Annotated in this window: 8 protein-coding genes; 2 read left to right on the forward strand and 6 right to left on the reverse strand. The window is 73.1% G+C overall.

The window, feature by feature from the left end:
• Window positions 1-46: 46 nt before the first annotated feature.
• The gene (locus tag ABD211_RS09645) at window positions 47-205 is read right to left on the reverse strand and encodes a hypothetical protein (RefSeq protein ID WP_344128490.1); all 159 of its coding nucleotides are present in this window, start codon (window positions 203-205) and stop codon (window positions 47-49) included.
• Window positions 206-440: 235 nt separating this feature from the next.
• On the opposite strand from ABD211_RS09645, the gene ABD211_RS09650 reads away from it, so the two are divergent.
• Window positions 441-1,487 carry a transaminase gene (locus ABD211_RS09650; RefSeq protein WP_344128491.1) on the forward strand — a complete coding sequence of 349 codons (1,047 nt, stop codon included), beginning with the start codon at window positions 441-443 and terminating at the stop codon, window positions 1,485-1,487.
• Here the strand turns inward: ABD211_RS09650 and ABD211_RS09655 are convergent.
• The gene (locus ABD211_RS09655; RefSeq protein ID WP_344128493.1) at window positions 1,472-2,491 is read right to left on the reverse strand and encodes an Acg family FMN-binding oxidoreductase; all 1,020 of its coding nucleotides are present in this window, start codon (window positions 2,489-2,491) and stop codon (window positions 1,472-1,474) included. The genes ABD211_RS09650 and ABD211_RS09655 overlap by 16 nt on opposite strands.
• Before the next feature lie 201 nt (window positions 2,492-2,692).
• On the opposite strand from ABD211_RS09655, the gene ABD211_RS09660 reads away from it, so the two are divergent.
• Window positions 2,693-3,688 (forward strand): universal stress protein, encoded by a 996-nt coding sequence (locus ABD211_RS09660; RefSeq protein ID WP_344128495.1) that lies wholly within the window; start codon window positions 2,693-2,695, stop codon window positions 3,686-3,688.
• A gap of 1 nt (window position 3,689) precedes the next feature.
• On the opposite strand, the gene ABD211_RS09665 is transcribed toward ABD211_RS09660, so the two are convergent.
• The 4 genes from ABD211_RS09665 to ABD211_RS09680 form a co-directional block, all read right to left on the reverse strand.
• Complete coding sequence (locus ABD211_RS09665; protein WP_344128497.1) at window positions 3,690-4,844, reverse strand: GH12 family glycosyl hydrolase domain-containing protein; 1,155 nt, start codon at window positions 4,842-4,844, stop codon at window positions 3,690-3,692.
• A 245-nt stretch (window positions 4,845-5,089) separates the two neighbouring features.
• A complete protein-coding gene (locus ABD211_RS09670; RefSeq protein WP_344128499.1) occupies window positions 5,090-5,635 on the reverse strand; it encodes a hypothetical protein in 546 nt (181 codons plus the stop codon).
• 143 nt (window positions 5,636-5,778) lie between these two features.
• Entirely contained in the window at window positions 5,779-6,366 is a 588-nt protein-coding gene (locus ABD211_RS09675; RefSeq protein ID WP_344128501.1) for a hypothetical protein, read from the reverse strand.
• A 68-nt stretch (window positions 6,367-6,434) separates the two neighbouring features.
• On the reverse strand, window positions 6,435-7,697 hold a 1,263-nt coding region (locus tag ABD211_RS09680), incomplete at its 5' end, for a DUF4012 domain-containing protein (RefSeq protein ID WP_344128503.1).

Raw genomic sequence — 7,697 nt, forward strand, 5'->3', positions numbered from 1 at the left:
CGCCACCGCCGCTCCGCCCGCGTGCAAAAGTCGACTTCTGGCTGCTTCACGGGGCGCGATAACCGCCAGAAGTCGACTTTTGCCGGCGCGACAACGCGGGGCGTGGCGCGGCGGTGGCCCGGTCGCGCATGATGTGGCGATGATCGACCGCGTGCGCCTTGCCGAGCTGGTCACCGCCGAGCGGCGGGGGTTCGACGAGCGCCATCCGCGCTCGCGGGCGGCGTATGCCGCCGCCGACCACCTGTTCGGGCGGGTGCCGATGACGTGGATGAACAAGACCACGCCGCTGTACCTGGCGACGGCCCGGGGCGCGCACGTCACCGACCTGGACGGGCACGACCTGGTGGATTTCTGTCTGGGCGACACGGGCGCGATGGCGGGGCACTCCCCCGCGCCCGTGGTCGACGCGGCGGCTCGGGGAGCTGGGCGGGGCGACCGCGATGATGCCGACCGAGGACGCCGCCTGGGTGGGCGCCGAGCTGGCGCGCCGGTTCGGGCTGCCGTACTGGAGCTTCTCCCTCACGGCGACCGACGCGAACCGGTGGGCGATCCGCCTGGTCCGCGCGCTGACCGGCCGCTCGAGGATCCTGTTCCACTCGTACTGCTACCACGGCAGCGTCGACGAGTCGCTCATCGTGCTCGACGGGTCGGGCCGGCCCGCGGCGCGGCCGGGCAACGTGGGCGCGCCGACGGACGTGCTGACCACGAGCCGGGTCGTCGAGATCAACGACCTGGACGGGCTCGCACGCGAGCTGGCGCACGGCGACGTGGCGGCCGTGCTCATCGAGCCGGCGCTGACGAACATCGGCATCGTGCTGCCGGAGCCCGGCTACCTCGCGGGCGTCCGCGAACTCACCACAGCGGCCGGGACGCTGCTCATCCACGACGAGACCCACACGTTCTCGGCCGGGCCGGGCGGCGTGACGGGGCGCGACGGGCTGCGGCCCGACGCGGTGACGATCGGCAAGGCGATCGCGGGCGGCATCCCGTGCGGCGCCTACGGCCTGTCGGCCGAGCTGGCCGACCGGGCGCTGGGCCGCGCCGACCTGGATCTGGTCGACATGGGCGGCGTCGGCGGCACGCTGGCCGGCAACCCGCTGTCCATGGCGGCGGCCCGCGCGACGCTGGGCGAGGTGCTCACCGACGACGCGTTCGCGGGGATGATCGCGCTGACCGACCGGCTCACCGCGTCGCTGCGCGCCACGGTGGCCGGTGCCGGGCTGCCGTGGTCGGTGGTCCAGCTGGGCGCCCGGGTCGAGGTCCGCTTCACTTCGCCCGCACCCCGCACGGGTACGGACTCGAACGCCGGCTCGGACGCCGACCTGGACGACTTCCTGCACCTGTTCGCGGCGAACCGGGGCGTGCTGCTCACCCCGTTCCACAACATGGCGCTGACCTGCCCGGCCACGACCGCGTCCGACGTGGACCGCTACGCGGCGGTGTTCGCCGACGCCGTCGCGACCCTGGTGGGTCAGGCCTCGTCGTAGGTGATGGTCTGTTCGGCGGGCAGCCGCGGGGTGTGCGGCGGGCCGGCCTGGTGCGGATCGGCGATGCCGAACCGGGCGGCCAGGTACGGGTAGCCGACCCCGGCGAGGAGCCGGCGCAGCTCGTGGCGGGTGCCGTCGACCTCGACGGCGGCGCTCATCGGGACGACCGACACGCCCAGTTCCGTGGCCGTGAGCCAGGCCGCCGACAGCGCCTCCCCGGCGCGCAGCCAGTGGGCGGGGGTGTCCTCCTCGCCGTAGAGGATCGCGTACTGGGCGGCGAGGTCGTGGCCCGCGTCGACCGGCAGGGTGCCGGGCTCGCCGAAGTCGCGGGCGGGCACGGTGGTCTGCGGTGCGGTGGCGGGGATGACCGTGGGCGGCACGCCGGTGCCCACGACGTGGCCGGCGGGGCCGACGTCCGGGATGCCGGCGCCCAGCGCCGCGCCCGCCCAGATGGCCAGCTCGGCGCGCCACTGCTCGTCGAGGCCCTCGGCCTCCTGCGCCCGGCTGGCCGCCGAGGCGAGGCCCACCACCTGGTCTGGGCGCAGGTAGTGCAGGTGCACGCCGTAGTCGCCGGCGGCCTTGGCGATCGCGTCGAGCGCACCGGCCCCGACCGGGGTGTCGGTGACGGGTCGGCGGTCGGTGTGGCGGACCTGGATGGTCTGGACGTGCCGCACCGCGTCGGCGGCCACCGGGACGCGGCCGGTCACCTCGATCCGGGCCAGGTGGTCGGGGTCGTCGCCGGGGAACCGGGTCACGGTCGCGGCCCAGCCGGCGGCGGCGAGCGCCACGGTCACGTGCTGCAGGGCGGTGCCGCAGCTGATGGTGAGCAGGCGTCCGTCCGGGTCGGTGACGGCGAGCTGGCGGTCGCGGACGGCGTACAGGTCGAGGAGGCCGGGCCGCACGTGCCAGCGCCACGGCTGGGTGTTGTGGATCGACGGGGCGTGGCCGGCCGTGGCGGCGGCGTGGACCAGGGCCGCCGCGCCGTCGTCAAGGTTCTCGGTCATGCGATCTCGTTCCCCTCTGTCGGTTCCAGTCTCGGTGAACATCGACGTTAGGGCAGGAGTCGTTGGTCCCGTGTGTCGCGGCCGTCGGCCCTGCCCCGACCCGCGAAGCGGCTCGGATGCGGATTAAGGACACTAAAATCGTCTCATTCGCCTCGCGTGAAATGTCCCGCGAACGGCCCGGCGAAGGACAGGTGAGCAGGCGTGACGAACGAGCCCGGGGCGGCGACCGGAGCCGGCCCCGTCGTCGTGGGGGTGGACGGGTCCCCGTCGGCCCTCGACGCGGTGGCCGAGGCGGTGCGCGAGGCCACGATGCGGCGTCGGGCGCTGCGGATCGTCCACGCGTACGTGTGGCCGCTGCTCGGCAGCGCGCTGGACCCGCTGCCGACGGGCGGGGTCCCGGCCGGCGGCATCGGCGCCGCGGGCGCCGCCACAACGGCCGAGGGCGGGCTGCGGCAGGAGGCCGACCAGTTCGTGGCCGAGGCGGTGACCCACGCCAGACAGCTCGCGCCCGACGTGGCGGTGACCGGGCAGGTCATCACCGGGCCGCCCGCCGCGGTCCTGGTCGAGGTGGCCCACAACGCCTGCCTGGTCGTGCTGGGCGACCGCGGCCTGGGCGGCTTCACGGGGCTGCTGGTCGGCTCCATCGCGATCCGGCTGGCGGCGCACGCGCCCTGCCCGGTGCTCGTGGTGCGCGGCGCGGCGCGACCGGACGGGCCGGTGGCCGTGGGCGTGGAGCGACGCGAGCCGCTCCCGGGCAAACCCGACGGCAACGGCCACACTGATGTGGCGCTGGGCATGGCGTTCGAGGAGGCGGCGCTGCGCGGCGTACCCCTCAGGGCGGTGTCGGCCTGGCGCAAGGGCGCGGCGGGTGACCCCGGGAGTCCGGCGCCGGGCGAGAGTGGCGACGCTCGGGAGTGGGCCCTCGCGGCGGCGCTGGCGCCGTGGCGGGAGCGGTACCCGCAGGTGGCGGTCGAGGCGGCGATGGTGCAGGGCCGGGCCGGCGGGGCGCTGGTCGACGCCTCCGAGCACGCGCAGTTGCTGGTGGTGGGCGCGCGGGGGCGGGGCGGCTTCAAGGGCCTGCTGCTCGGCTCGATCAGCCAGGCCGTCCTGCACCACGCGGCGTGCCCGGTGCTGGTGGTGCGACGCGCCAAGGACCGGGAGGGGCGGCCGGCCCAGGCTGAGCCGGCCGCCCCCTGACTCACGGACTGGTGCAGCTCACCGACGGGGTGGACGCGCCGTTCCCGTTAGCGACGAAACCGAACGTGGTGGACGCGCCGCCGGCGAGCGAGCCGTTGTACGGCGCGTTCCTGACCGAGACGTTGCCGCTCGTGCCGGAGTTGACGCCGCTCCACAGGCTGTTGATCGTCTGGCCGCTCTGCAGCCCGAGGTTGACCGTCCAGCCGTTGAGCGTGGACGAACCGTTGTTGCGCACGGTCACCTCGGCCTGGAAGCCGCCCGACCACGAACCGACGGTCTTGTAGGTCGCGCTGCAGGTGCCGGGCTGGCCGCCGCCGGTGGTGACCGGGGCGCTGGTGACCGGGCCCCGGGTCGTGACCGGGGCGCGGGTGGTCTGCGCGGCCGAGGTCGGCGGGGTGCCCGCGTTCACGGACGCGGAGAACGAGTTGACCGACAGGCCCACGCCGCCGATCCACGGCTCGAAGCCGGCCTGGATGCTGGTCAGGTACCAGTTGTTGTTGCCGTAGTGCGAGCCGCGGGTGAACGTGTCACGCACGAAGTCCAGCACGCTGAAGCTGATGCTGGAGATGCCCGACGACACGTACGACACGACGTTGTTGGCGCCGTTGCTGCCCGTCCACACGGCCCAGTTGCGGCCGGCGATGTTGACGGAGCCGGTCTGCGAACCGATGGGCTGGATGCTGCCCTGGTGGTTCAGCCAGATCATGATCTCGGTGTCCTGGACGCCGCTGGTGTTGCTGTCGGCGTTGAGCCAGATGTCGTACGCCGCGTCCCAGGTGCCGCCGCTCGGGTAGCTCAGGCTGATGCTGCTGTTCGAGCTGCCGATCTCATTGATCCGCCGGGGCGTGAAGCCCGGGCTGCACAGGTTGTAGTGGCAACCGAGGAAGATCGACGGGTAGGACACCGGTGCGCCGGACAGGTTGCCCGTGCCGTCCTGCTGCACGATCGAGAACCCCGTGCTGGTCACGTTGATGCACTGGGTCGCGCTGGTGCCCCACCGGTTGTTCTGCACCTTGTAGTTGCCTACGGTCATGCTGCCGTACTGGTCGCAGATGCGCGTGTCGGCGAACGCCGACGACGTGGCGAAGACCGCGGCGGCCGTGCCGGCGGTCGCCAGGATCACGACCGCGGCGATGGTCCGGATCCGGTTCTTCATAGTGCTCCTTAGGGGACGAGAAGAGCCTCGGGTCGATTGACAACGACGCATGGCTCCCGCGCGGCGAACACTAGGCCGTCCCTCAGGTGCACGACAGTTTCGACGGTCGTTCGACAACGGTTGAGGCGCCGACCAGCGGGTCGGCGCCTCAACGAGGTGAAACCAAGATGAATACTTCCAGGCTGGCGTTTGTCCTGGGTGCCGCTTCGGCGACGCCCGCTCGCCCAGCGGTGATCCGGAAAGCGCTACCCGTCAGCGCCGGTCCGCCGACGACGCCGCGCCGAGAGCCACACCAGGGCGACGCCGACGCCGATGGCCGCGATGCCGATGAGGATATTGCCGGCGACAAGGCCGCTGTCCGCTCCGGTGACCGGCAGGCCGCCGCCGGTCGGCGAGACCGCCGGGGTCGGCGTCCCACCCACCACGGGCAGCTGTGTCACGCCCTCCACGACGACCGCGGTGACGCGGCCGGACTCGGCGCCGACGGCGAAGATGGTCGCCGTTCCCTCCTGGGTGATGGGCACCTCGACGGCGATGTTGCCGTTCGCGTCGGCGTCCACCCAGATCTCCGTGTCGACCTGGGCGGCCGTGAGCTCGTTCGCCGGCCGTGGCGCGTTCGCCGGCGGTCGACCGTAGTAGACGATGACGCGCACCCGCTCAAAGGGTCGGAACCCGCTGCCACGGACCGTGACGGTGCCGCCGATCTGGACGATCCCGGTGTCCGCCTGGAGCCCGGCGTCAACGACGGGATACGGCTGCGCGAGCGCGGCCGTGCGGGGACCGAGGAACACTGCCGGAACCGCGATGAGTGCGGCTATCGCAACCCATAAAATGCGCATAAAAGCACTATAAGACTGGTTAGTCATTGATTACCCCATAGTGCATGAACTGGATAATATTCTCAAAACTTGCTGCGGGTCCGCGCGCGTCCATCTCAGTCGCGACCGACGGTGTGGCGCCGGCGCCGCGCCGACAGCCAGAGCAGGCCGCCGCCGGCGAGGAGCGCGACGACGCCCACGAGCGCCTGACGCGCCAGCAGGTCGCCGTCCGAGCCGGTGACCGGGAGCTGGGCCCGCCCGCCGCCGCTCACCTCGCTGCCCGCGCGCGCGTGGGCGGCCGGCAGCGACTGCACGGTGGCGCTGGAGACCCGCCCCGACCTGGCCCCCGCCGCGAAGATCGTGGCCGTACCCGAGTCGTTCATCGCCACGTTGGCGGTGAACTTCCCGGCCCGGTCGGTCTGCACCGTCTGTTCCGCGACCGCGGGCAGCAGCCCGGGCATGGCCGGCAACGGCCGTGGCGTCGCCCGTGGCGGGACCCTGAAGGTCACCACGATGCGGATCCGCTCGAACGGCAGATAACCCGCGCCGTAGATGGTCACGGTGGTGCCGATCCGGACCACACCGCTGCCGACCGAGATATCGACGTCAATCACCGGGTACGGCTGTGCGACGGCGGCCGTGGGGCCCAGCCCGACAGCAATGGCCGCGACGAGGGTCACCAGGGCGACTCGCAAGCTACGCATACCAGCATGATATGCCTGACCAGGACATTTTCATCACATAGTGGTACGAATTTCTCGGACGATTGCCGTCAGCACGGACGGGCCGCGCTGGTGGAGATCTCCCAGCGGTTCACCCCGGGCGTCGTCACGATCCGGGCCGGTCCGTCCCAGTCCGTCGACTGACCCGTCAGCACCCGCACGTCCAGCGTCAGAGATGCCCCGGGCCGCACGTCGAACATGAACAGGGCGACGAACCGGCCGCCCTCGAAGCCGCTGCCGAACGCCCGGGTCCGCCCGCCGACCCGGGCGTCGATCACCGCCCCGCCGACCGGGCTGAACACCAGCACCTGGGTCCGCACGGCGTACGGGTGGTCGGCGAGGCCCAGCCCGAGGACGGCCGGCGGGAGGCCGGTGCGCGGCGCCGTCGAGCCCAGCCGCAGCCGCAGTCGCAGCACCGCCCGTCCGTCGGCCCGGCACTCCTCCGTGCCGAGCGTCGCCGCGCGGGTCAGGTAGTAGCCCAGCTTCGCGCCGCTGCCGTCGTTGAGGAACACGCCGACGGTCGGCCTCGTCCGGTCGTCGGACGGCAGCCGACCCGCGAGCACCGTGCCGGCCAGCAGGCGCCGCTCCGCGGCGCGGGCGCTCCACACGAGGATCCGCCGCTCCCCCGCCGCCTGCGCCAACGCCGTGATCGCCGGCACCGGGGCGAACGCCCCACCGACCAGGGCGGCGAAGATCGCCCGCGTGGCCCGACCGAAGTACGCGTTCTGCGTCGCCTCGTCGCGGAAGCGGTCGTACACCTCGGACAGCAGGACGCGCACCGCGTTCGCCCGGGTCAGCGTCGGCCCCCCGGACACCCGCAACGGGCCCGTCGCCGACAGCAGGTAGGCCAACGCCACCGGGTCCGTGGCGATGACGCCGTCGACGGTCTGCCCCGTGCGCAGCCGGTACATCTCGCGGATCAGGCGGGCCGCCGTGGGGAAGTCGGGGCTCACGTTCACATCGGCGGGAAAGATCGCCGGTCGCTCGGTGTAGAGGCTGCGGGCCGTCTCGCTCAGCCGCGCCACGGGCGGCAGGAAGACCCGCAGGTCACGGGCTGCCGTGCCGGTGCGCACCAGCCGCACCGCGCCGCGGTCGGCCCGGATGACCGCGAAGGCGCCCGGGATGCCCCCGGTGGCCCGCGCCTCCGCCAGGTTCTGGAACAACACGAGATACGTGCGCGGCCCGTCCGCGCCGAGCATGCCGGGCAGCAGGCGCGCCGCGCGTACGACCGTGGTGGTCATCGCGGCGGCGCGGGTGAGGCCGTCGCGCAGCTCGGCCTCCGCGGCCGCCACCGGCCCCGCCAGCCCGGTCAC

The organism is Luedemannella flava, from assembly GCF_039528515.1.
Classification (GTDB): domain Bacteria; phylum Actinomycetota; class Actinomycetes; order Mycobacteriales; family Micromonosporaceae; genus Luedemannella; species Luedemannella flava.